The sequence below is a fragment of the Streptomyces sp. enrichment culture genome (assembly GCF_964272895.1).
Lineage (GTDB): Bacteria > Actinomycetota > Actinomycetes > Streptomycetales > Streptomycetaceae > Streptomyces.
The window spans coordinates 4,671,577-4,691,750 of sequence record NZ_OZ186832.1; the positions used below are offsets into that span (position 1 = coordinate 4,671,577).

Here is a 20,174-nt window from a genome sequence, read left to right on the forward strand (position 1 = left end):
CCTAGCCGATGTTCGGGTCGAAGGTGAAGATCACCAGCGTGCCCAGCAGGATGGTGAACACCGTGGCGGTGTAGAGCAGGCCCTTGAGCCACAGCCGGGTGTTCGCGCGCTCCGCGTAGTCGTTGATGACCGTGCGCAGGCCGTTGGCGCCGTGCAGCATCGCGAGCCAGAGCATCAGCAGGTCCCAGACCTGCCAGAAGGGGCTCGCCCAGCGGCCGGCCACGAAGGCGAAGCCGATCTTGGAGACACCGCCGTCCAGCACGAGCTGGATCAGCAGGTGCGTGATGACCAGGACGACCAGCAGCACGCCGGACAGGCGCATGAACAGCCACGCGGCCATCTCGAAGTTGCCGCGGGTGGACCGGGGCGTCTTCTTGGTGCGCTTGCGGGGGGCCTCGATGTACGGCGCCGGGTTGTCGGCGCTGTAGAGGGACGCGCCCTCGACCGGGCCGATGCCGGAGGGCTTGGTTTCAGTCGTGGACATGGGCGTCAGCTCCCGAAGAGTTCACGAGCGGCGTGGCCGAGGACCGGGTAGACGGCACCGGCCATCAGGACGACCCAGAGGCCCACGACGGTCCAGAGCATCTGCTTCTGGTAGCGCGGGCCCTTCGACCAGAAGTCGACGGCGATGACGCGCAGACCGTTGAGCGCGTGGAAGAGGATGGCGGCGACGAGGCCGTATTCCAGCAGCGCGACGATCGGCGTCTTGTACGTGGCTACGACCTCGTCGTATGCCTCGGGGGAGACACGCACGAGAGCGGTGTCGAGGACGTGTACGAACAGGAAGAAGAAGATGAGGACGCCGGTGACTCGGTGAGCCACCCAGGACCACATTCCTTCCCGGCCGCGGTACAGCGTTCCAGCCGGCACGGAAGAACCCTCCGGGAGCGGGGACTAGGGCCGCGCCGGCTTCTCTGTCGGTCGGGCCCGGCCGGGTACGGTCCACCGGCCCCCAGCATGGTAGCCATGCGCTGCCGCTCGGCTGAGCCGGGGTCTTGCGGTGTGATCAATGTGGCACGCGGATGGGTGAGTGTTTCGGGATTTGTGGGGGGTTCTTCTGTTATTTGCCGGATGCGGGCTGTTTGTGGTTTATCGCACGGTTTCCCGCGCCTCTCAGGGCGTTGCTCAGCCGTTCTCCCGCCAGTCGGCGGAGTTCTTCCGCTGCCACCTGGCGTTCGTCCTCCGGGTCGTTCGCCAGTCGTGACCGGATGGCTTCCAGGGTGCGGTCAAGGGTCTCCGGCGGGGGTGTGTCACCCAGATAGATGACGAAAGCGTGTCCGAATTTCGCCTCGTAGGCCGCGTGGGCCGCGCTCAGGGCCATGTGGGCCGCGCCGTACGTGTCCTCGGGGAGGGCCGGCAGGGTCTCGGCCGCCAGGGCCTCGGCCAGATCGGTCGGGGTCAGGTCGTAGGCCGCCTCGTCCGCCGCCGCCAGGAGGGAGTCCAGGTCGGGGTAGGGGCGGTGGGCGGTGATGCGGTCCGCCCAGCGCAGGCTGCGTAGACAGGCCAGGAGGGTGCGGCGGGCCTCGGGGGCGGGGGTCGTGTTGAAGCGCTGCAGCGGGGACGGGGCGGCGCGCGTCTGCTCGGGAAGGAGGCGAGTCACGTTTCGGCAGGGGAAGGTGTGAGAGATGTGCGGCCACGTTATAAGAGCGTGCTCATGTCGTGTCGGCGGATGGTCGAAATTCACCCGGACGGGAGAGTTTCGGAACGTCTGGTGGACGAAGGTCGGGCCGGACGGTCGTAGGTTGGCGATGTGAGCCAGCACAGGCGCCCGCCGTCGCGACGGTCAGGGCGAGTGGAGCGGAACCTGCGGCGGCGTGCGCTGATGATCGGCGCGGCGGTCGTCGCCCTCGGTGTGATCCTCGGGCTGTGGGCGTCCGGGAACGACGGCGGCGGATCCACCGCGGCCTCCCCGGGCACCGGCTCGCGGACCGGCGCGCGGCCGAGCCCTAGCCCGACGCCGAGTCCCAGCCGTACGTATCCGCTGTCCGAGGCACCGCTCACCATCCCCGCCGTACGGGCGCACACCCCGGCGCGCGGGCCGGGCTGGAGCCCACGGCAGGCGTACCGGGTGGTGGTCAGCGACGGGGACCTCGCCGACGAGGGGCGGCTGCTCGCCGGTGAGCTCGGGATGACGTACGGCGGGCAGAAGGCGGACGTGCGCGCCGGGGACGTACGGCTGGCGCTCAACGACGACGAGGGCGCGGACCCGGAGTCGTACACCATGACCGTGCGCGGCGGGCGGGTCGCCATCAGCGGGCCGGCCGAGGCGGGCGTCTTCTACGGGACGCGGACGCTGAAGCAGGCGGTCCGCGGCGGGCGGGCGGCGCCGGAGGGCGTGGTGCGGGACGAGCCGGCCAAGCCGGTGCGCGGGTTCATGCTGGACATCGCCCGCAAGCACTTCACGGCCGGCTGGATCGAGGACCGGGTGCGCGAGCTGGGCGACCTGAAGTTCAACCAGCTCCAGCTGCACTTCTCCGACGACCAGGCCTTCCGCATCGCGTCGGACACCCACCCGGAGGTCGTCTCCGAGCCGCATCTGACCAAGGCGCAGGTCCGGCGGATCGTCTCCCTCGCCGCGAGCCGGCACATCACCGTCGTCCCCGAGATCGACTCGCCCGGCCATCTGGGCGCGGTCCTCGCCGCCCACCCCGGACTGCAGCTGCGCAACGCGCGGGGCGAGGCACCGCAGGGCACGATCGACATCTCCGAGCCGGACGCCGGCGAACTGATCGACGACCTGCTCACCGAGTACGCGGAGCTGTTCCCCGGCGACGACTGGCACCTGGGCGGCGACGAGTACCGGGCCCTGATGGCGTCCGACCCCGAGGCGTCCTACCCGCAGCTGGCCGCCGCCGCGCGCGAGGCGTACGGCTCCGGGGCGAACGTCGCCGACCTCGCCACGGGGTGGCTCAACGACCGCGCCGACACCGTACGGGCCCTGGGCCGCACCCCGCGCGCCTGGAACGACGGCTTCTACCGCGACGCGTCCGTGAAGGCCGACGCCGACATCCAGGTCGCCTACTGGACCGGCAAGGAGATCGGCGCCCGCCCGCCCCTCGACTATCTGAGCGCCGGCCGCCAGGTGATCAACTACAACGACGAGTTCCTGTACTACGTCCTCGGCCAGCCGCAGACCTTCGTCTACCCGACCGGTGAGCGCATCTACGAGCAGTGGACCCCGCGCGTGCTGCGCGGCACCGAGGCCGTCCCGGCCCGCTACGACGGGCAGATCCGCGGCGGCGTCTTCGCCGTCTGGTGCGACCTGGCCGACTCCCAGACCCAGGACCAGGTCGCGGCCGGCATCCGGATGCCGCTGCGGGCCACCGTCCAGAAACTATGGAACCCGGGCAAACCATCCCTCACCTGGACGGAGTTCCGCGAACTGGCCGGACGGCTCGGCTGACACCGCGGATCGGCCGCTCCACCGGGTTGGCCGAAAACCTCTTCCGCCGGCCGCTCGACCTGCCGCTCGTGGTGCCCCTGTGACACAACCGGGCCGTTACGCGCAGAAAGGGGAAGTGCGGGCTCCGTAACGGATGGCGCCCCGTCGAGGGAGGCGTGGGATGAGTCTGGTGGAACTGATCGCGCAGGCCGATGAGCGCGGACTGGCCGCCAGCGGGCTGGCTTGTTTGGATCGGTGCGTGCCCCTGCTGGGCGGCGACGACGAACTGCTGCGGCCGCTGTGGGCGAACCTCGCCGACGGCGCCGACCCGGCCGACTGGGGAGCCCTGCTGGAACAGGCGCGGGGCAAGCTGGACGCCCCGGACCCCGCCGACGCCGACGAGGCCGCGGTCCTCGCCCGGCGGATGCTGGACGCCGCGCCCGCGGAGCGCTCGGCCGCCGACGTGCGCGTGTGGGCGGACGCCTGCTCGGTCGCCGCGCTCCAGATACACCGGCTGCTGGACCCCGCGGAGGACACCACCGAGGTCGACTCCCGCCGGGCCGACCGCACCGAGGGCATGCCGCCGCTGGTCGCGGCCGAACTGCGCCGCCAGGTCATGGTGCTGCAACTGCTCGCCCACCACGGTCCGGCAGGACTGCGCCGCGCCCTGGACGTCTCCACGGTCGGCCGCCGGATCCTGCGGGCGGTCGTGTCGCGCCGCACCCGGCAGCAGGGCTGAAACCTCTTGCGGGGGACAGATCCTGTGACCGTGCTGCGAGGGAGCCGGGGCGGTCCTGCGACCGTTGCGGGAACGGGCCGCGAAGCAGTGACAAAAGCGCGCCCGGCCCCGCTTCTGCCTATGTGACGACGACACATCAGGAGACCAGGCCCCAGGCCGCCGCGAAACCCGTCCGCTGGGCGGCGGACGCGGTGGCGACGATGCGGGAGGGCGCGCGACTGCGCCTGGACTACTCGGCGCAGAGCCTGTGGCGCGTCGACCGGATGATCGAGGACCTGCGGCGCGAGAACCCGCCGTACGCCGCCGTGCAGAACGTGCTGCGCGGGCTCGGGGCGTACGCCGGTGAGGTGATCGTCCGCCAGACCGGCGCCGAGTGGTGGGCGACCGGCGGCGACCACTGGGTGCGCACCCCGGACGGCCGCCTCTGGGACCCCATCGAGGAGGCCGGCCGCTGCTTCACCGGCCAGGGGTCACTGCGGCTGCTGTGCCGGGACGCGACGACGGGCACGCGGGTCCCGTAGGGCTGCTCGGGGCCGGGGCCGTCCAGCGCCCCCTCTGAGGGGGGCGCGGGGGACTGCGCGAGGAACGCAGTCCACCCGCACCCCCTGCGGCGCTACGGCGTCAACGTCCGCCCCAGCCCCGCATCGGTCGGCGTCCCCAGCGTCGACTTGCTGTAGATGACGGAGTCGGCCCAGCCGAGGCCCGTGCTGTTGCTCGGCACATGCAGCAGCACCCCGTCCCCGCCGTCCTCGCCGGCCGCACCGAACGTCAGGTCCGCGCGCCCGTAGCCGGACAGGTCGGTCAGCGACACCGCCGTGCCCAGCTGGTCGCCGGTCTCCGGGGCGCCGGGGATCGAGGCGTTGCTGTCCTGGTGGACGAGCACCGCACCGGTACCCGTCAGCCCGGCCGAGGAGCCCCTGATCAGCAGCGCCGCGCCGGCGTTGGCCTGGTTCACGCCCGAGCGGGCGAGGTCCTCGCCGGGGGCGCCGGCCAGGACGTCCGGGTAGCCGTCGGCGTCGTAGTCGCCGATCGCGACCGAGGCGCCGAGCAGGTCACCGGACTCGTTGGTCTCCGGCACGCCCGAGGTGTCCTGGTGGACGACCTTCATCCCGGTGGTGGTGAACCCGGTCGAGGTGCCGTACAGCATGGTGACCTGACCGCCCGAGACCGCCCCCGACTCACCGGCCGACGGCTGGCCGATGACGATGTCGTCGTAGCCGTTGGCGTTGATGTCGCCCGCGGCGATCGCCCGGCCGCCCTTGACCGAGATCACCCCGGCCTTGGTCAGCCCGTTCGCCGAGCCCGCGAACCGCGCCACGCGGCCGACGCCGGAGGAGTCGCGGTAGTTGACGGCGACATCGGCGTAGCCGTCCCGGTTGAAGTCGCCGGTCGCGGCGTCGAGGTACGCCACGGAGGACGTGGACGCGACGAGCGTGCCGTACGTGGTCGTCCTCCCGGTCAGCCGGACGTTGAAGTAGCCGCCCCGGCCGGTGCCCGCGGAGAACACGTCCGCCTTGCCGTCGGCGTCGAAGTCGCCGACCGTGACGGCCGTGCCGAGCTTCACCCCGGAGGCCGTGGTGCCGACGGTGGTGTAGGAGTAGCCGGAGCCCAGGCCGGGCCCGTACAGGACGGTGACCTGGCCGCGGTCGGCGTTGCCGCTGGTGTCGTCCTCGCCGGGGGAGCCGATCGCCAGGTCGGCGTGGCCGTCGCCGTTGACGTCGCCCCAGGCGCTCGCCGCGCCGAAGTTGTCGCCGGTCTCGGTGGTGCCGGGGACGCTCGCGCTGTTCTGGGTGATCGCCAGCTTCTGCGCGGTCACGGGTCCGTCGGTGCCGCCCGGCACGACCGTGACGTGGTTGGCGACCGGCGTACCGGCGACCAGGTCGGTGACGCCGTCGCGGTTGTAGTCGGAGGTGGGCAGGGCGTGCGAGACGCCCGGCGTGCGGGCGAGGGAGCGGATCAGGCCCAGCTTCGGGTAGAGGTTGGCGCCCGGACAGGCGGTGGCGTTGGTGTCCTTGTGCCCGAACACCCGCGGCAGCTCGATGGTCTGCCCCTCCGGCACGTTGTTGCCGCTGTAGCCCTTCGGGGCCTTCGAGGTCAGCGTGACCTTGCCGGCCGGGTCGATGCCGTACATGCCGAACTTCCAGGCGACGACCCGCGCGATGGCGTCCAGCGCGGCCCGGCTGGGCCTGGCCGTCTCGAAGTTGCCGATGTACGAGATGCCGAGCGTGTCGGTGTTGAAGCCCGCGTCGTGCGCGCCGATGACCGGCAGGTCCATGCCGCCGCTGCGGCCCTCGAAGATCTGGCCGCACCGGTCGACGACGAAGTTGTAGCCGATGTCGAACCAGCCCTGCTGGAGGTGCCCCTGCTGGATGGTGCGCATCCGGGCGCGGGACTCGGCGCAGGACAGCTTGTTGTCGGAGTCCACGCCGGTGTGGTGGAGCACGGCCGCCTTGATGTCCTCGCCGTAGCTCGGGGTGCCGTTGTACGCGGTCGACGCACCCCACTGCGCCTGGGTGATGACCGGGGGCTTCACGACCGTGGAGGGCCGCGGCGCGGGCACGGAGGGGGAGGGGGTGCTCGGCGGGGTGGTGGTCGCCGGGGGGCTCGTGGTCGCCGGAGGAGTGGTGCTGGGGGACTCGGTGGCCGACGAGGACGACGGCGAGGACGAGGACGAGGAGGACGGGTCCGGTGACGGGGACTCCGTCGCCGCGGAATCGGTCGTCGTGGAATCGGTCGCCGCCGGGGTCGTGGTCTCCGCGGCGAACGCGGCCGGCTCCAGAGCGGCCGTCGGGGAGCCCTCGGGGTCGGTGCCCGGGTCGAGGAGGCGGACGTCCAGGCCCGCGGGCTGGCCGGCGGCCTCGGTGCCGTCCGGGTTCACCAGGCGGACCTCGATGCCGTCGGAGTCGCCGGTCCACACCGACTCGGTGCCCCCGCGCACGGCGGAGCGCGCGCCCTCGGCGCCGTCGGCCTGGGTCGGCTCCTCGGTGACCTTCAGCCACGCCGACCACTCGCCGGTCTCGGCGTCCCGCGTGCGTATCTCGGGCGTGCCGCGGGTCTGGCGGTCGGGGTCGTCCCAGGTCAGCACGACCGCGCTGAACCGCTCCGTGCCGCGCCGCGCCAGGCCCTTGCGGCCGCCGCCCTTGTCGGCGAGCTTCAGCGTGTGGACGGCCGCCCGGCGGCTGTGGCCCTTGCCGTCGGCCGGTGCGGGCTGTTCCGCGACCGCGTAGGTCACGGCACCCGCACCGCCGAGGACCACGGCACCGATGGTCAGCCATGCTCTCCGCTTCAGACTCAGCGGTCGGTACGCATGGCTCTTGCGAGGACTCAATGTCCCACCCCTAGAGGAAGAGATCGGAAGCAGCCAGGAGAACTCACTGGCATCACCTGTCACACAGGCACCACTCCTCCAGCGCGACGGCCCCCCGAGACGTCACTCGCGCGATGATCTCGGCTCTGGCCGACGGACCGCCCAGGGCGCCGCTGTGACACTTCTGTGCGTCACGGCGCTGTTGAGACAGGGGAGCCAGGACCGCCCAGGCGTGTCCCACGGAGCGAACCCGCAGGCAACCCGGTGCGAACGAGGACGGACTTGGGCCAGGGAGGGGAACCCCGGCGCGTGCATGCGTACGACGGGGAGCTGGGCGCGGCGGTCGCGCGGGCCCAGGAGGGCGACGAGGCCGCCTTCGCGGTCGCCTACCGGCTGGTTCAGCCGGGTCTGCTCGGATACCTGCGCGGTCTCGTCGGCGACGACGCCGAGGACGTGGCGTCCGACGCCTGGCTGGAGATCGCCCGGGACCTCGGGCGCTTCAAGGGCGACGGGGCGGGGTTCCGGGGCTGGACGGCCACCATCGCCCGGCACCGGGCGCTGGACCATCTGCGCCGGCTGCGGGTACGGCCCCGGGGCAGCGCCCTGGAGCAGGACGTGCTGGAGCTGCCCGGACCGCACAGCACCCATGAGCAGGCGCTGGAGACGCTCTCCACGGAGCGGGCTCTGGAACTGGTCCGCTCGCTGCCGCGCGACCAGGCCGAGGCCGTCCTGCTGCGCGTCGTGGTGGGCCTCGACGGGCCCGCGGCCGCGCGGGTCCTCGGCAAACGGCCGGGCGCGGTGCGCACCGCGGCGCACCGGGGGCTGAAACGGCTGGCCCGGCAGCTGGGTGTGACGGATGGGACTCCCCGGACGCTGGGGGAGTCGACATGAACGACGACGGCGGCAGACCGGCGGACAGACTGACAGACCCGACGGACCCGGTGGACCGGGCAGGCGGGACGGAAACGGATGCGGACATGGGCGAGCGGCTGAACGGCGACGCGACCCCTGACCACGCCCGCGCGGACGCCCGCACCGGGCCGCGCACGGACGCCTGCGCCGATGCCCGCGCCGACGCCCGCGCGGACCGGACCGGCCTCAAGGACAGCCGGCCGGGCAGCGCCCTCGGCCGGCAGGCACCCGACGACGCCCCGGCCGCGGCCGGGCCGCGCGCTCTCGGGGCTCCACAGGCACTCGAGGACGCCGGGACCGCGGCGCTGGAGGACTTTCTCGCCGTCGCCCTGTGCCGTACCGCCCCCGGCTCCGAGGGGGAGCGGCGGGCGCTGGACGCCTACCGGGCGGCTCGGGACGCCGGGACGCACCGGGCTCGGACGCGGCGCAGGGACGACTGGCGGCCCCGTCGGGCACGGGCCGGGAAGTCGCTGCGGACCACGCTGGCGGTGCTGTTCGGCGGCCTCGCCCTGGGCGGCGTCGCCTTCGCCGCCGTCGGCGGCACGGACTTTGGGTCCCGCGGCGAGGGCAGGGAGCCCGCCGCCCCCACGGCCGGCGCCACCGACCGGCCCGGCACCCCCGGTGATGCCCGCCCCGGCGACGCCACGCCCGGCGACCCCGCCTCCGGCGGCGCCCCGTCCGCCGGACCCGACGCACGCCCGTCCGCCGCGCAGGACACCGAGGCCCAGTGCCGGGCCTACGCCGAGGTCGAGAACCGGGGCCGTGCCCTGGACTCCGCCGCCTGGCAGCGCCTGGTGCGCGCGGCCGGCGGCGAGGACCGCGTCGAGGCGTACTGCGCCGATCGCACCGCCGCCGCGGACGCGCCGGGTGCCTCGGACCGCACCGCCCGCCCCCAGGACCCGGCCGCGGGCGCGGCGGCAGGCGCCGGCGGCGAGGCCGCCGAGGACCGGGTCCCGGAGCAGGCGGAGCAACCGGAGCAGCCGGATCAGCCCGAACAGCCGGACCGGGCCCCGCAGCCCGAGCAACCGGACCAGGCGGAGCAGCCGCGGGATCCGGCCCGGCCCGAGCCGTCGGGACAGGCGGATCCGCGCGACCCGTAGACAGCGCCCGGTGGCCGGGACGGGCAGAGATTCCGGTGGCCCGGACGGACAGAGATTCCGGTGGCCCGGACGGGACAGAGGTGCCATCGGCCCGGACGGGCAGAGGCGATATCGGAACGCGTGCAGCGAACGGCCCCGGCGTCTCGTCAGGGGCCGTTCGTCGTACCCAGGGCGACCTCGCCCTCGGACGTCGGCGACGCGGAACCAAGGCAACGGCCGGGGCCGCCACCCCCCACAGGAGAGGCCCCGGCCGTCGCGCGGACGGGCCGCGCGGCGGCCCGTACTTCCTTCAGCGCCGCGGTCGCGATTTCTGTCACACCCCGCAGCCGATCGGAGCGTCACGAGTTAGTTGCATCTTCCACCGTCCCCCGGCGCGCATGGACGGGGAGCGGTTTCACGCCGTAACGTGCCTTTCGCGCCGGACTGCCAGGACCACGGAGCTCCTGTCACGGCGTACGACCGGATCGGTGCGCAAGAGGGGCGCGGTGCTGGGGGACGACGCGGAGCTGACGGCCGCCGTGCTTGCGGCACAGGACGGGGACGAGACCGCGTTCCGTACTGTGTACCGCGCGGTGCACCCGCGGCTGCTCGGATACGTCCGCACACTGGTCGGCGAGCCCGACGCCGAGGACGTGGCGTCCGAGGCGTGGCTGCAGATAGCCCGCGATCTCGAACGGTTCAGCGGCGACGCCGACCGCTTCCGCGGCTGGGCCGCCCGCATCGCCCGCAACCGCGCCCTGGACCACATACGCATGCGCGGCCGCCGCCCCGCCGTCGGCGGCGACGAGACCGAGCTGACCGGGAAGCCCGCCGAGTCCGACACCGCGGGCGAGGCCATCGAGGCCCTGACCACCGATCGCACCCTCTCCCTGATCGCCCGGCTCCCGCAGGACCAGGCCGAGGCCGTCGTGCTGCGCGTCGTCGTCGGCCTCGACGCCAAGACCGCCGCCGAGACGCTCGGCAAGCGCGCGGGCGCCGTCCGCACGGCCGCGCACCGCGGACTGAAACGGCTCGCCGAACTCCTCGGCGACGATCCGGAATCCGCGGGCGTGCTCGACGCGCTGCCCGCCCAGCGAGAACCGCGCGCCCGGCCCGTGACGTCCGCGAGTGTGACGCATACGCGAGCGCGGACGCAGAAGGACATGTGATGGCCGACGAGCAGTACAGCTGGCTGAACCGCGAAACGGCGGAGCGATTGCTGCGCGGAGAGTCACTGGACGCTGTCGACGCCGACGCCCGCGAGCAGGCCGAACGGCTCGCCGAGGCCCTGGGCGCGCTGTCCGCGACACCCGCTCCGACCAGCGACGAACTCCCCGGAGAGGCCGCCGCGCTGGCCGCCTTCCGCAGCGCCCGCGCCGAGCGCCCCGCGCTGCGCGGTGCCGCCGCCCGCACCGGCTCCTCCGACGCCGGGCTGGTCCGGCTGAGCGGTGCCGCGGGCGCCGCGCGCCACCCGCGCTGGGCCCGTCCGCTGCGCTACGGCCTCGCCGCCGCGCTGGCCGCCGGCATGGTCGGCGGGGTCGCCGTCGCCGCCGGAACCGGAGTCCTGCCGACCCCGTTCGACGACGCCGAACCCGCCCCCGCCGCCTCGGTCTCCGCGGTCGCGACCCCCCGCCACCCGCTCACCACGCCCTCGCCCGACGCCACCGGCGGCGCGCCCTCGCCCGACGGGTTCGTCGGCACGGGAGACGCCGGACGCGACATCGCCGGCGGCAGCGCGGGCAGCCGCGGGAGCGGCGGCAGCGGAACCCTGCGCCGCGACGGCTCCACGCCCCGCCCGGACACCGGCCGGGACACCGGCCCCACCCGGAGCGAGACCACCGCCTCCTGCCGGCTCCTGCGCGACGGCCGCACCCTCGACGCCGACCGCAAGCGCGCCCTGGAGGGTGCGGCGGGCGGCTCCGCGCGCGTGTGGACGTACTGCAAGGGCCTGCTCGCCGAGGCCGACTCCCGCGGCCGGGGCGACGGCGTGCTGGACACCCTGCCCGACACCGGCGGACTCGGCGAGGGCGGCAGCGGCCAGGACGACAAGGGCGACACCGACGACAAGGACGAGCCCGGCGACGGCGGCAACGGGGGCGGTGACGGCGGCGGCTCCGGCACGGGCCGGGACAACCGCGACCGAGACCGCGACCGGGTGGGCGGCGGACAGGGCGGCCGCGACCGGGACGGCGGCGACACCCACCGGCGGCGCGAGCGCACCGCGGGCCTGCCCCCGGTCTTCTCCCCGGCCCTGCCGGCCCAGCCCTCCGCCCCTGCTCCCGAGCAGTCCGGCGAGCCCTCCCGGCCGTCCCCCGACCCCTCCCGGCCGTCCCCCAGCCCCGCGGATTCAGCCCTCTGACCTGCGGCTTCGTGGAAACCTGAAGTTTTTTCCGCGGAGGTGTGACGTTTTCCGAGGCTCCGGCGCAGTAGTAGGTGAGCCGACTGGTCATCGGCCCTCGCACAGAGCCGGGGTTCCCCCCGTACCCGTGGCTCGTGCATCGGCGCGGGTGGGACACGTTCCCCCGGTCCCACCCGCGCCCCACTCCTCACGCCGGTGCCGTCCCCTGGGATCACCAGTGGACGACGACCTTGTCGCCGGTCTCGACCTGGGCGAAGAGATCCGCGATCGCCGCCTCGTCCCGCACGTTCACACAGCCGTGCGAGGCCCCCGCGTAGCCGCGGGCCGCGAAGTCGGCCGAGTAGTGCACCGCTTGACCGCCGCTGAAGAACATCGCGTACGGCATCGGAGTGTCGTAGAGCGTGGACACATGGTCGCGTGACTTCCAGTAGACCTGGAACACACCCTCGCGGGTGGGGGTGTACTGCGAGCCGAAGCGCACCGGGACCGTCAGCAGCGTCCGCCCGTCGACCATCCAGCGCAGTGTCCGGCTCTCCTTGCTGACGCACAGCACCCGGCCGGTCAGACAGCGCGCGTCCGGGGCGTCGGCGGGCTGGCCGCCCATCAGATACAGCTCCCAGCGCCCCGGTTCCCGGGTCATGCCCAGCAGCCGCCGCCAGGTGACGGTGTCCAGCCTCCCGGTGCGCGGCAGCCCGCGCCTGCCCTGGAAGCCCTTCACCGCCTCCTCGGTCGTCGCGTCGTACGTCCCGGTCGGACCGTCGAAGAGCCAGGCGACCTGCCGCAGCCGCGCCTGGAGCTCGCGTACGTCCCGGCCCTCGTCGCCGCGCGACCACAACACGCGCGGCGGACTCGGCGGCTGCGTCCGCCGTGTCCGCTCCGGCCTCTCGGGGCTCCGCGGCTCGTGCGCCGGTGCGGCCGGCCGGTCGTCCGTGCCGCCCGCCGGCGGCGGGGCCGGCGCCGTCCGGGTGGCCTCCACGGGCCCCGGCGACCGGCCCGCACCCTGGTCGACCGCCTGCGCGGTGCAGCCGCTCAGCGCCACCAGAGCCGCCGTCACCGCGACCGCCCGCCCCCTGCCCCTACCGCGCATCCCGCACCCCCGTCGTCCGCCGGCCGACACCCGTGTCCCCTGAGATGTCTCCCCGTACGTGACTGGTTGCGAACGGCACGGCATCGTGGGGGACAAGGTTGCGCATGACGAGGCCACGTGGAGGCACACCATGGCACGCGAGTCGGAGTCCGGACTGCCCATCGAGCCCGTGTACGGGCCGGACGCGCTCCAGGGCTGGGACCCGGCCGGGAAACTGGGTGAGCCGGGCGCCTACCCGTTCACGCGCGGTGTCTACCCGTCCATGTACACGGGCCGCCCCTGGACGATGCGCCAGTACGCCGGTTTCGGCACGGCCACGGAGTCCAACGCCCGGTACCGGCAGCTGATCGCCCACGGCACGACCGGACTGTCCGTGGCCTTCGACCTGCCGACCCAGATGGGCCACGACTCCGACGCCCCGATCGCGCACGGCGAGGTCGGCAAGGTCGGCGTGGCCGTCGACTCGATCGACGACATGCGGGTGCTGTTCGACGGGATCCCGCTGGACCAGGTCTCGACGTCGATGACGATCAACGCCCCCGCCGCGCTGCTGCTCCTGCTGTACCAACTGGTCGCCGAGGAGCAGGGGGTGAGCGCGGACCGGCTGACCGGCACCATCCAGAACGACGTGCTGAAGGAGTACATCGCGCGCGGGACGTACATCTTCCCGCCCAAGCCGTCCCTCCGCCTGACCGCGGACATCTTCCAGTACTGCAAGGCCGAGATCCCCCGGTGGAACACCATCTCGATCTCCGGCTACCACATGGCCGAGGCCGGCGCCTCCCCCGCGCAGGAGATCGCCTTCACCCTCGCCGACGGCATCGAGTACGTCCGCACCGCCGTCGCCGCGGGCATGGACGTCGACGACTTCGCCCCGCGCCTGTCCTTCTTCTTCGTCGCCCGTACGACGATCCTGGAGGAGGTCGCCAAGTTCCGTGCCGCGCGCCGCATCTGGGCCCGGGTGATGAGGGACGAGTTCGGCGCGCGCAACCCGAAGTCGATGATGCTGCGGTTCCACACCCAGACCGCGGGCGTGCAGCTGACCGCGCAGCAGCCCGAGGTGAACCTGGTCCGGGTCGCCGTCCAGGGCCTGGCCGCGGTGCTCGGCGGCACCCAGTCGCTGCACACCAACTCCTTCGACGAGGCGATCGCCCTGCCGACGGACAAGTCGGCCCGGCTCGCCCTGCGCACCCAGCAGGTGCTGGCCCACGAGACGGACGTGACCGCGACCGTGGACCCCTTCGCGGGCTCCTACGCCGTGGAGCGGATGACCGACGACATCGAGGCGGCGGTCCTGGACCTGATGCGCAAGGTCGAGGACCTCGGCGGCGCGGTCGCCGCCATCGAACGCGGCTTCCAGAAGAACGAGATCGAGCGCAACGCCTACCGCATCGCCCAGGAGACCGACTCCGGCGAGCGGGTCGTGGTCGGCGTCAACCGCTTCCAGCTCGACGAGGAGGAGCCCTACGAGCCGCTGCGTGTCGACCCCGCCATCGAGGCCCAGCAGGCCGAACGCCTCGCCAGGCTGCGCGCCGAACGCGACGGGCGGGCCGTCGACTCCGCCCTCGCCGCGCTGCGGAAGGCCGCCGAGGGCGAGGACAACGTCCTGCCCCCGATGAAGGACGCCCTGCGCGCCCGCGCCACCGTCGGCGAGGTCTGCGACGCGCTGCGCGAGGTGTGGGGCACCTACGTCCCGTCGGACGCGTTCTGAGCGGTCGTCTCGCGTTCCGGAATGCGGAAGGGAGTGTCGTACCGTCGTGCGACACTCCCTTTCATGTTCGGCGTCACCGATCTCCCCACCTATCTGGCCGGCCTGGTCCTGATCGTCCTCCTGCCCGGCCCCAACTCGCTGTACGTGCTCTCGGTCGCCGCCCGCAAGGGTGTGCGCACCGGCTACGCGGCCGCGGCCGGTGTGTTCACCGGCGACGCCGTCCTGATGACGCTGGCGGCCCTCGGCGCGGCCTCGGTGCTGACCACGACCCCGCTGCTGTTCCTGATCGTGAAGTACGCAGGCGCCGCGTATCTGGCCTGGATGGCCTACGGGATGCTGCGCTCGGCGTGGGCCATGTGGAAGGGGAAGGGGCACGGCGAGCGGTCCGACGCGCGGGCGGCCGAGGCCGCCGAGCCCGTCGGGGAGCGGGAGCGCCCCTACCGGCGGGCGCTGGTGGTCTCGCTGCTCAACCCCAAGGCGATCCTGTTCCTGATCTCCTTCTTCGTGCAGTTCGTCGACCCGGACTACGCCTACCCCGCCCTGTCCTTCGTCGTCCTGGGGGCCCTGCTCCAGACCGCCAGCTTCCTCTACCTGTCGCTGCTGATATTCGGCGGCACCCGCCTCGCCGACGCCTTCCGGCGCCGCAGGCGGCTGGCGGCGGGGGCCACCTCGGCGGCCGGGACGCTGTTCCTGGGCTTCGCCGTGAAGCTGTCCCTGGCGAGCGCGTAGCCCGAGGGGCCTGACGAGCGCGTAGCCCAGGGTCCCCGGCGAGCGCCGGCTCAGGTCCGAGGCGGGTCGGTCAGGGCCCGCCGCAGCAGCGGTGCGGCCCGGCGCTCCACGTACCGGTGCAGCAGCCAGGCCAGGGTCAGCATCAGCGCGACCGTGGCCGCGAAGGTGAGCGCGGACGGCAGGCCGAGGCCCTGGTGCAGGCCCTCGATCGCCACCCAGCCCAGGTGCTCGTGGAGCAGGTAGAAGGGGTAGGTCAGGGCCCCGGCCGTCGTCAGCCAGCGCCAGTCGGCCCGGCGCAGCCAGCCCAGGGCGACGGCCAGCACGGCGAGGAAGCCCAGGGTGACGACGGCGATGATGACGGAGGCCGAGCGGTAGGAGAACTGGCCCGGCGTGGCGGGGTGCCACAGGTCGGCCACCGCGTAGTGCTGTCCGGTCAGCCAGCTCACCGCCACGATGCCCCAGGCGGTGACGTCCCGCCGGTCGCGGTGCAGGAGGTAGATGCCGATGCCGCCGATGAAGTAGGGCGCGTACTCGGGCATCAGGACCAGGTCGAGCAGCGGCTCGTCGGCCGCGTCCGCGACGGCCGCCGCCAGCGTCCACACCGCGCAGAACAGCACCACCCGGCGTCTGCTCGCACCGGGCAGTACCACGCACAGGGCGAACAGCGCGTAGAAGCGGACCTCCACCCACAGCGTCCAGCACACCCCGAGCACCCGGTCGGCGCCCAGCGGCTGCTGGAGCAGCGTCATGTTCACCAGCGCGTCGCTCGGCGAGACCGCCTCGAACGCCACCACCGGCAGCGCGAACACGGCCGTGGTGAGGACGACGGCCACCCAGTAGGCGGGCATCAGCCGCGACACACGGGAGGCGAAGAAGGAACGCAGCGGCCGCCCCCATCCGCTCATACAGATGACGAACCCGCTGATCACGAAGAAGATCTCGACGCCGAGGCAGCCGTAGGCGAACCAGGAGTGCAGGGTCGGGAACTGGGTCTTCGGCGAGGAGCCCCACGCCTCGGCGACCTCGCCGCCCCGGCCGCCGTAGTGGTACGCCGCCACCATCAGCGCGGCCACCAGCCGCAGCCCGTCCAGGGCCCGCAGCCGGCCCCCGCCGGCCCCGCCCTTGCCCGGTGCCGGGCGCTCCGGCACCGGGGGCTGCTCGGGCAGGGCGTTCAGCCGCGTGTCCGTGCCGGACCGCTCCGTCGTCGTGCTCACGGCCGCTGCGGCCAACACGCTGTCCTTCATCGCGGATGTCAGGCGGCGCGCAGGAACGCCGAGTGGGATGCCTTGCCCAGATAGGTGAAGCGCGTCTCACCGGCCAGGTGCTTGTCCAGCGCCTCCTTGATCCCCGGCCACTTGGGGTCGCCGAAGTCGTCCAGGACGATCACGGCGCCGGGCGCGGCGATCTCCTCGCACCACTCCAGGTCGGCGAGGACACCCTCGGCCGAGTGGTCGCCGTCGACCACGATCACGCCGTAGGAGCGGTCGGAGACGGCCGCGCGGGTCTGCGGGTCCTCGGAGTAGCCGCGCTGGATGCGGGCGGCGGCGCCCGCCGGGCCGGCCAGCGCGAGGTTGGTGCGCACGGCCCGCTCGTCGACCGGGGCGCCGGTGGGGTCGGGGCGCTGCGGGGTGCCGGGCTGGAGCTGCACACCGGCGAACGGGTCGACGATGGTCACGCTCGGGGCGCGCCCGTCCCGCTCCATCATCCGCACCAGACCGGCGGAGAACATGCCGTACAGGGTGCCGATCTCCAGGATCTCGTCCTGGTCCTTCGGCGCGAGCAGCGGGATGCAGGCGAGCTTGCCGCAGATGTTCATGGTGCCGCCGGCGATCCGGCCGACCCCGAGCGACTCCAGCGCGACCAGCAGCCGGTAGGCGGTGGCGACGTTGCGGACGGCGGCGTCCTTGTCGCCGGTCACCTCCGCCACCTCGGTGTGCAGCCGGTTCAGCGGGCCGTGGCTCAGGATCCGCGACAGACCGCGGGCCCGGGAGCCGAGCAGCAGGTCGAGGGTGAGCTGGTGCTGCTTCATCAGCTCCACCGCGTCCCGCAGCTGTTCCTTCTCGGCCGCGCTCCGGGCCGCGGTCTCCGCCTGGCTCTTCTGCGTGGCCGTGCGGATCCGGCGATCGATGCGCTGGTCGATCAGCTCCGCGACGGGGCGCAGCAGGCGCCGGGAGGCCGAACTGGTGAGCAGGGAGCGGCTGTTCATGGATCCGTAAACCTCAATCGTCGTCGGTCGAGTCGGGTTCTGCGGCTCGCGGACTGGACAGGCTAGGCGCGCCCCACCGTGGTGAAGGGGCAGCGAGTTGAGCGGGCTGTGAACAAGTGACGAACTCGGCATGGCCGTATCGGGCGCCGGGATCCGGCGGGCGGTCAGCCGAGCAGCCGCCGCAGGTTGAGCCTCCCCCACAGCAGACTGGCGGTGAACGACAGCGTCAGCACCGTGGCCAGCAGCGCGACCAGCAGACCGGCCGCCGCCGGAGCGCTCAGGTCCGGCGACACCAGGGGCCGCACGATCTCCTCGACGAACAGCACATGCACCATGTACGCGCCGAGCGCGGCCCCGGCCAGCCGCTTCAGCCGCGGCCGCCACCGCTCCGGCACCCGGACCCTGCTGACCAGCAGCAGCACGCACACGCTCATCACGGCGACGAACAGATGCGCGTTGGGCATCACATAGTGGATCTGCGTGTTGTACCAGAGGCTTCCGGCCCAGGTCAGCGGCAGCAGCACCATCAGCAGCCCGCGCCACCGCACGGGCGTGCGCGGCAGGGCGAACAGCAGCGCGCCGCCGACCGCGTACACCAGCGAATACGTGCCGAATCCCCAGGCCACGTCCGGCATCTCGCGATCGGTGACCTCGGCGGCGGTGTCCATCACGCTCGGCAGCACGGCGATGCCGGAACAGCACCGCGCCCAGCCGCCACGGCCGCTGCCCCGCCCTGATCAGCATCGCGAACGCCAGCAGCACGATGAGCGGGATGTAGGTGTACATGAACCACAGGTGGTACGCGGGCTGCACGGAGGCGAAGAGGGAGTCCGTCGCCAGTTCCGTCATCGGTTCGTCGTTGCGGTCCCGCAGCCAGGCCCAGACCAGGTAGATCGCCGTCCACGCGAACATCGGAACGATGTTGCGCACGATCCGCTTCCACATCCTGCCGCTGTGGCTCGGCGGCGCCCCGACCAGCACGGCCCAGCCGGCGATCGCGAAGTACATCGGGACGGCGAACGGGTTCACCGCCTCGGCCGCGTGGCCGACCCAGTACGAACCCGACCCGTTGTCCGGGTCGTTGCCGGTCGCCACGATGAACTGGGCGCCGGTGTGGCCCAGCATCACGGTGGCGGAGCACAGCAGGCGCATCAGGTCGACGTCGAAGCGGTGCTCGCGCTTCCCGGCGGACTGCTCGGAGGGACCGTGCTCGACCGGGCTCTGTCTCGGATGCGGCAGGGGTACGGCTGTCGTGTTCGGCACCGCGCGCCTTTCGGGGTGGGAGAGCGGAGAGGAGTGGGGCCCGCGCGGGCGGGTCATTTCCGGCGCACGACCTTGCGCACGGCCCGCCTGGCGTAGCGGACCTTGACCTTGGCGCGCACCTGCGGGCTGCTGCCGGGCAGGCCGAGCTCGGCCAGCCGCAGCTCGGGGAAGTAGTGGCCCGGAGTGCTCGCCAGGTGCCGCTCCAGCCAGGCGACCGTCGGCTCCCGCAGCTGCGGGTACCGCTCGGGCTGCATGCAGAAGCCGACCGCCCGCACCAGCGGCGACAGCGACGCGGGCGCCGCGCCGAGCACGGCCGGCGTCTCGCCGCGCTCCAGGTCGGGCACCAGATGGTCGACGACGGCCAGCGGCACCCGGTTGCTGTTGGCGTACGGCGTGAGCCGCTCCATCACCAGGGCGGTGCCCACCCGGCCGACCGGTACGTCGTAGTAGGCGCAGGCGGTCACCAGGGCCGTGGAGAAGCAGCCCACGACCAGCTCGGGAGCGGCGTGCCGGTACAGCGTCTCGGCCAGCAGCGGGGCGTCCAGCACGGTCAGCCGTACGCCCGCGTCCGCCGCCGCCTTGCTCAGCGCCGACGAATAGCTCGCGGGGGCCGTGGGGTGCGGCTTGAACACCACCGACCGGTGCCCGGCCCGCGCGGCCGCGGTGAGCATACGGATGTGGAGGTCCTGCTCCTCCTCGTCGCTGAGGATGTTGATCGCGGCCAGGTACTGGCCGAGCAGCACCGCCGTCGGCTTCTCCCGCAGCACGGGCGCGAGACGCGGATCGCCCGCGGAGTCCTCGGCGATCTCGTCGAGCACCCGGCGGAACGCCTCGTCCGGGACGACCTCGGACTCCACGCCGTACTCGGACAGCAGCATCGGCTTCAGACCGGGGATCAGATCGAGGTGGAGCAGCCGCCGGATGCGGACCGCCATGGTCAGCGGCAGCCGGTCGCGGGTCGGCCCGTAGCTCATCAGGCCGTCGGCGTACACATGGACGGCGGCCTCGGAGAAGATCGCCGCCAGCGCGCGGCCGGGGCTGACCTGGATCGACTCGACGGCGAGGTCGACGGCGTCCCGCTCGCCGATGCCCCAGGCGAGGCGGAACGCCTTCTGCCAGATCACCGTGTCGTTGGCGCGCGGCCCCCAACTGCTGGGATGGTACGGGCGGATCGTCTCGTTCCAGCTGACGACCGAGTCGAAGCGGGCGGCGATGCGCCGGTAGCCGTGCATCTCGTCCAGGCGCAGCGCGGTCTCGGGGACGGCGGCGTTGTTGGAGACCAGCAGGATCCGCCGGACCCCGGCGCGGGGCCCGAACCGGCCCGCGTCGAGCGCCGCCGCGAGCGTGGCCGCCCCGTACAGCGTCGAAACCTGGAATATCTGGGTCTTGTGCGGCATGGG

Annotated in this window: 18 protein-coding genes and 1 pseudogene; 9 read left to right on the forward strand and 10 right to left on the reverse strand. The window is 73.2% G+C overall.

The window, feature by feature from the left end:
- Position 1 precedes the first annotated feature (1 nt).
- The 3 genes from ACSU6M_RS21255 to ACSU6M_RS21265 all read right to left on the reverse strand — a co-directional run bounded on the left by ACSU6M_RS21255 (position 2) and on the right by ACSU6M_RS21265 (position 1,600).
- Positions 2 to 484, reverse strand: a complete 483-nt coding sequence (locus tag ACSU6M_RS21255; RefSeq protein WP_437071394.1) for a succinate dehydrogenase hydrophobic membrane anchor subunit — start codon at positions 482 to 484, stop codon at positions 2 to 4.
- 5 nt (positions 485 to 489) lie between these two features.
- Positions 490 to 870 carry a succinate dehydrogenase, cytochrome b556 subunit gene (sdhC, locus tag ACSU6M_RS21260; RefSeq protein WP_437071395.1) on the reverse strand — a complete coding sequence of 127 codons (381 nt, stop codon included), beginning with the start codon at positions 868 to 870 and terminating at the stop codon, positions 490 to 492.
- A 190-nt stretch (positions 871 to 1,060) separates the two neighbouring features.
- Positions 1,061 to 1,600 (reverse strand): 2-oxo-4-hydroxy-4-carboxy-5-ureidoimidazoline decarboxylase, encoded by a 540-nt coding sequence (locus tag ACSU6M_RS21265; RefSeq protein ID WP_437071397.1) that lies wholly within the window; start codon positions 1,598 to 1,600, stop codon positions 1,061 to 1,063.
- A 222-nt stretch (positions 1,601 to 1,822) separates the two neighbouring features.
- On the opposite strand from ACSU6M_RS21265, the gene ACSU6M_RS21270 reads away from it, so the two are divergent.
- The 3 genes from ACSU6M_RS21270 (at position 1,823) to ACSU6M_RS21280 (ending at position 4,642) form a co-directional block, all read left to right on the forward strand.
- A complete protein-coding gene (locus tag ACSU6M_RS21270) occupies positions 1,823 to 3,403 on the forward strand; it encodes a beta-N-acetylhexosaminidase (protein WP_437075277.1) in 1,581 nt (526 codons plus the stop codon).
- A 160-nt stretch (positions 3,404 to 3,563) separates the two neighbouring features.
- Complete coding sequence (locus ACSU6M_RS21275; RefSeq protein ID WP_437071399.1) at positions 3,564 to 4,121, forward strand: hypothetical protein; 558 nt, start codon at positions 3,564 to 3,566, stop codon at positions 4,119 to 4,121.
- Positions 4,122 to 4,243: 122 nt separating this feature from the next.
- Positions 4,244 to 4,642 carry a hypothetical protein gene (locus tag ACSU6M_RS21280; RefSeq protein WP_437071401.1) on the forward strand — a complete coding sequence of 133 codons (399 nt, stop codon included), beginning with the start codon at positions 4,244 to 4,246 and terminating at the stop codon, positions 4,640 to 4,642.
- A 92-nt stretch (positions 4,643 to 4,734) separates the two neighbouring features.
- Here ACSU6M_RS21280 and ACSU6M_RS21285 read toward each other — a convergent pair whose 3' ends face one another.
- Positions 4,735 to 7,377, reverse strand: a complete 2,643-nt coding sequence (locus ACSU6M_RS21285) for an FG-GAP-like repeat-containing protein (protein WP_437071402.1) — start codon at positions 7,375 to 7,377, stop codon at positions 4,735 to 4,737.
- Positions 7,378 to 7,710: 333 nt separating this feature from the next.
- Between ACSU6M_RS21285 and ACSU6M_RS21290 the strand changes: the two genes are divergently transcribed.
- The 4 genes from ACSU6M_RS21290 (at position 7,711) to ACSU6M_RS21305 (ending at position 11,778) form a co-directional block, all read left to right on the forward strand.
- Positions 7,711 to 8,319 carry an RNA polymerase sigma factor gene (locus tag ACSU6M_RS21290; protein WP_437071404.1) on the forward strand — a complete coding sequence of 203 codons (609 nt, stop codon included), beginning with the start codon at positions 7,711 to 7,713 and terminating at the stop codon, positions 8,317 to 8,319.
- Between the two features lie 86 nt (positions 8,320 to 8,405).
- Complete coding sequence (locus ACSU6M_RS21295) at positions 8,406 to 9,440, forward strand: hypothetical protein (RefSeq protein WP_437071406.1); 1,035 nt, start codon at positions 8,406 to 8,408, stop codon at positions 9,438 to 9,440.
- A gap of 485 nt (positions 9,441 to 9,925) precedes the next feature.
- Positions 9,926 to 10,588: an RNA polymerase sigma factor gene (locus ACSU6M_RS21300; RefSeq protein WP_437075279.1), complete on the forward strand. Its 663-nt coding sequence runs from the start codon at positions 9,926 to 9,928 to the stop codon at positions 10,586 to 10,588.
- Positions 10,588 to 11,778: a hypothetical protein gene (locus tag ACSU6M_RS21305; protein ID WP_437071407.1), complete on the forward strand. Its 1,191-nt coding sequence runs from the start codon at positions 10,588 to 10,590 to the stop codon at positions 11,776 to 11,778. Before ACSU6M_RS21300 ends, ACSU6M_RS21305 begins: the two co-directional genes overlap by 1 nt.
- Positions 11,779 to 11,989: 211 nt before the next feature.
- On the opposite strand, the gene ACSU6M_RS21310 is transcribed toward ACSU6M_RS21305, so the two are convergent.
- On the reverse strand, positions 11,990 to 12,865 hold the full coding sequence (locus tag ACSU6M_RS21310) for a L,D-transpeptidase family protein (RefSeq protein ID WP_437071408.1): 876 nt from the start codon (positions 12,863 to 12,865) through the stop codon (positions 11,990 to 11,992).
- Between the two features lie 130 nt (positions 12,866 to 12,995).
- On the opposite strand from ACSU6M_RS21310, the gene ACSU6M_RS21315 reads away from it, so the two are divergent.
- Positions 12,996 to 14,576 (forward strand): acyl-CoA mutase large subunit family protein, encoded by a 1,581-nt coding sequence (locus ACSU6M_RS21315; protein ID WP_437071410.1) that lies wholly within the window; start codon positions 12,996 to 12,998, stop codon positions 14,574 to 14,576.
- 63 nt (positions 14,577 to 14,639) lie between these two features.
- Positions 14,640 to 15,305, forward strand: a complete 666-nt coding sequence (gene leuE, locus ACSU6M_RS21320; RefSeq protein WP_437071411.1) for a leucine efflux protein LeuE — start codon at positions 14,640 to 14,642, stop codon at positions 15,303 to 15,305.
- Positions 15,306 to 15,355: 50 nt separating this feature from the next.
- On the opposite strand, the gene ACSU6M_RS21325 is transcribed toward leuE, so the two are convergent.
- The 5 genes and pseudogenes from ACSU6M_RS21325 to ACSU6M_RS21345 all read right to left on the reverse strand — a co-directional run bounded on the left by ACSU6M_RS21325 (position 15,356) and on the right by ACSU6M_RS21345 (position 20,171).
- Positions 15,356 to 16,471 (reverse strand): acyltransferase family protein, encoded by a 1,116-nt coding sequence (locus ACSU6M_RS21325; protein ID WP_437075281.1) that lies wholly within the window; start codon positions 16,469 to 16,471, stop codon positions 15,356 to 15,358.
- A gap of 86 nt (positions 16,472 to 16,557) precedes the next feature.
- Entirely contained in the window at positions 16,558 to 17,511 is a 954-nt protein-coding gene (locus tag ACSU6M_RS21330; RefSeq protein ID WP_437075283.1) for a class I SAM-dependent methyltransferase, read from the reverse strand.
- 164 nt (positions 17,512 to 17,675) lie between these two features.
- A complete protein-coding gene (locus ACSU6M_RS21335) occupies positions 17,676 to 18,194 on the reverse strand; it encodes a hypothetical protein (protein ID WP_437075285.1) in 519 nt (172 codons plus the stop codon).
- A 73-nt stretch (positions 18,195 to 18,267) separates the two neighbouring features.
- Positions 18,268 to 18,831: pseudogene (locus tag ACSU6M_RS21340) on the reverse strand (acyltransferase family protein); the annotation flags it as partial.
- Positions 18,828 to 20,171, reverse strand: coding sequence for a polysialyltransferase family glycosyltransferase (locus ACSU6M_RS21345; protein ID WP_437071412.1), 1,344 nt, complete (start codon positions 20,169 to 20,171; stop codon positions 18,828 to 18,830). The pseudogene ACSU6M_RS21340 and the gene ACSU6M_RS21345, both read right to left, overlap by 4 nt.
- Positions 20,172 to 20,174: the final 3 nt, after the last annotated feature.